The following is a 1,229-nucleotide window of genomic DNA, read 5'->3' as shown; positions in this document are numbered from 1 at the left end:
AAAAATTTTTGAAAAAGTTTTTTTAAAGTATATCTTTAAATATTTGGTTACTGTTTTAAGAACAATCAGTAGGGGTCACTACAGAATCGACAAATGACGATAACGGTTATTTTTTAACAAACTTTTTATTCTAGTATTCGCCCCAATATTTAGACATTGTTTGTTTACCAACGCCAGGGTTGAAACTATTAGTTGGATCATTTTTCTTATAGTGCTTGATTAAGGCCGGTGCTGCCAAATATAGATGCCCAACATTGTGTTCGGCTGGATAAACAGCGTGACGCTCATCCAAAATTTTAAGCATTTCTTTTTTAAGTTCATGCGCATCGACGCCAGGTTTTAGAATATAATCCTGGTGCATAACGTGATCAAGTAAGTGACCATAATAAATTTTGTGTTCTATTTTGTCTTCAATCTCTTTAGGCAAATGCTCGAACCACTTATAATCATTACTTGCCAACGCTATATCTAGTGGCAAAATGTCAATACTATCCTGTTTTAATTCTTGATATCGAATCGCAACCCCAGCTGTTACATAGCGGTGAGTTGCCGCTTTACTGGTCTCATTGGCATCGGCTTCAAAGTAGTCGCCACTGGCTTTGTCAAAATAAGATTTGAGATACTCTCGCGCTTCTTCAATACCATTACCAGCCATTTTCAATTGTAGGTAATGGTCGTACTTTTCGTAATAATCATCTAACCGCTTTGGTATTTGATTAGGAAATAAATTACTTAATGTTTGAAGCAAACGATCTGGGAAATAAGGTTTGAAAAACGGAATGTGCTTCAAAAAGCGTTCGCCCCATGCTTTTAGCGCAAACATTTGGGGCAAATGACCCGTACCAATTTTTTCAATCACAATTAGTGAGTCTTTACCATATTTCTTGGCCAATTTATAAGCATTTTTATGCATATATTCACCAGAAACAGGCAATTCTTTGAATGTCGTCATAATATGGCGACGAATATCTTCCAACTCATCGGGATTATTCGTTCCAATGTAAAACATTTGTGTTTTTTTATCCATTGGGAATGTATCTAAGCGGACAGCCAATGCCGCAACGTGACCGGACGATCCAGATACTTCATACAATTCTTTAGGATTTGCATTGTATCGAATAGGCTTATCAGATTCAACGTCACGCACAACCTGTTCATGATGGAACATTGAACCATGATGTTCAGTAGCTGGTACTTGATTCAAATCAAAATTGCGGTTCTGCAAATTA

At 36.7% G+C, this 1,229-nt stretch carries 1 protein-coding gene; it reads right to left on the bottom strand.

Annotation, left to right across the window (positions count from 1 at the left end; all coding sequences use genetic code 11):
- Positions 1 to 130: 130 nt before the first annotated feature.
- Positions 131 to 1,229: D-lactate dehydrogenase (gene dld, locus ABZS58_RS51400; RefSeq protein WP_354792157.1), on the bottom strand; the 1,099-nt coding region annotated here is incomplete at its 5' end.

The sequence above is a fragment of the Dactylosporangium sp. NPDC005555 genome (genome assembly GCF_040605635.1).
Taxonomy (GTDB): Bacteria; Actinomycetota; Actinomycetes; order Mycobacteriales; family Micromonosporaceae; genus Dactylosporangium.
Note: the sequence above shows the minus strand (reverse complement) of the source record. Positions and strands in the feature narration are given on the sequence as shown.